The organism is Kitasatospora sp. NPDC057015, assembly GCF_042673745.1.
Classification (GTDB): domain Bacteria; phylum Actinomycetota; class Actinomycetes; order Streptomycetales; family Streptomycetaceae; genus Kitasatospora.
Window position 1 is genome coordinate 1 of the sequence record NZ_JBHUSG010000139.1, and the last position, 1822, is coordinate 1822.

The window sequence follows — 1822 nt, forward strand, 5'->3', positions numbered from 1 at the left end:
CGTCAGACAGCGCGATCGACACAGCGGAGGGCCCAGGATGCGACACCATAAAAGGGTATCAACTTACCCTCGTGATTTGTGGCGCGTCACACTAGTGCCGTGACCGGAAAAGTTCGCCGGGGCCAGAAGGAAGCGGCATGGGCCGCTGGAGCTGATCCGGCGGCCCGTGCTGGGCGTGAGAAGATCGCGACCGTGACCATCATGCTTCATGACTTCGACGGCCAACACTCGCTGACGTTGGACGCCGGTGGCCTGCTCGCTGACGCGGCAATAGCCGATGCAGGGCACGAGCCGAACGGGTACTTCTGGGAAGGTCTCGTGCGGTTTGCCTGGCCGGACATTGCCGAGCGCCTCGACTTCGACAGCGAGGCTGGCATGTTCTGCGCGGTCGGGAGTCCGAGTGACCTCGTGCAACTCAAGACGGCCGTTGAGTCAGTCATCACGAGCCCTGACGCGGTCCGCGACATCATCGCCCGGGCGGAGAATTCGGGCTTCGAGTTCGACGACTAGGAACAGGGTTCGTTCAGGCTGCCGTGGTGAATGGGCGTCCGCCCCAGCGGATGCCCTTCTCGCTGCGGACGCGGGCGCGTTCGCGGCGCTGGGCGGCGAGGATGTCGGGGTGGCGGGCGTTGGTGTTGCGCCAGCGCAGGTAGGCGTGCAGGGCCCGGGTCTGGACGGTGTGGTTGCGGTGGTTGGAGTTCGCGATCGTGAACTGCCGCAAGGGTCCGAAGTGGGCCTCGATCGGGTTGGCCCAGGACGCGTAGGTCGGTGTGAAACACAGCTCGACGCGGTGCTTCCTCGCCCAGCGCCGGATCTGCTGGCCCTTGTGGGCGGCCAGGTTGTCCAGGATCACATAGATTGGGGCGCCGTCCGGGCGGGCCGCGCGGATTGACCGGAGTGCGGCCAGGGTGTTCGCGGCGCCCTTCTTGCGGCGGTTGACGCCCCAAAGGGTGTCGTCGCCGATTGAGTAGCAGCCGTGGAAGTAACGGACGCCGTGAGTGCGGTGGTAGGTCGCGGGGTGCCGCTCGGGGTGACCAGCGGGAGCCCAGTCGGAGCCGCCGGTGGGGCGGATGCCGAGCGGCCCGAACTCGTCGAACGCGAAAACCCGTTCCGGGAACCGGTCCAGGACGTGTTCGATGCGGTCGAGCTTGGTGTCGCGGTCGGGGTCGGGTGACTCCTTCCAGGTCTTGGTGCGTTGGAAGGTGATGCCGCGGCGGGCGAGCAGGCACCGTAATGCCTCGCGTCCGATCCGGATGACGCGGCCGTGGACTTTCCGCAGGTAGGCGGCGAGTTTGCGGATGGACCAGCGGGTGAACGGCTGGCCGAGGTTGGTGGGTCGGGTGGTGGCCGCCTGGACGACGAAGTCCTCGTCGTCAGGACTGAGCAGGCGGGGACGGCCTCCCGCCCACCGAGGGTCCAGAGCTGCCAGGCCGATCTCGTTGAACCGGTGGATCATGTCGCGGACGGTGTCCTCGTCGGCCTGCACCAGCTGGGCGATCACCGGGACCCGGTTCCCGCCGGCCGAGGCCAGCAGCATCATCGCGCGCCGGAACCGCACCGAACTGGTGCTGCCCCGCCGCACGATCTGCTGCAGCTTCTGCCCCTCCTGGTCGGTCAACCTGCGCACACGGACAGGCTCTGCCACCACACCCCCAGCGGTCGGATCAACGGACGCCACCGCACATCCAACCGCCCGCAGCACCATCCCGGCGAACCTTCTCGGTCAGAGCACTAGTGTGACGCACCGCAAATCACGAGGGCAACTATGACCTTGATGGCTGGCTGTCCGGGTTGATCTTGGCGAGGTAGTCGGCGAGGGACC

Annotated in this window: 2 protein-coding genes; one reads left to right on the top strand and one right to left on the bottom strand. The window is 67.1% G+C overall.

The window, feature by feature from the left end; genetic code table 11:
* Positions 1-99 precede the first annotated feature (99 nt).
* On the top strand, positions 100-510 hold the full coding sequence (locus tag ACFTWP_RS41645) for an Imm51 family immunity protein (RefSeq protein ID WP_380270386.1): 411 nt from the start codon (positions 100-102) through the stop codon (positions 508-510).
* A gap of 13 nt (positions 511-523) precedes the next feature.
* On the opposite strand, the gene ACFTWP_RS41650 is transcribed toward ACFTWP_RS41645, so the two are convergent.
* Entirely contained in the window at positions 524-1645 is a 1122-nt protein-coding gene (locus tag ACFTWP_RS41650; protein ID WP_380270387.1) for an IS630 family transposase, read from the bottom strand.
* Positions 1646-1822 lie beyond the last annotated feature (177 nt).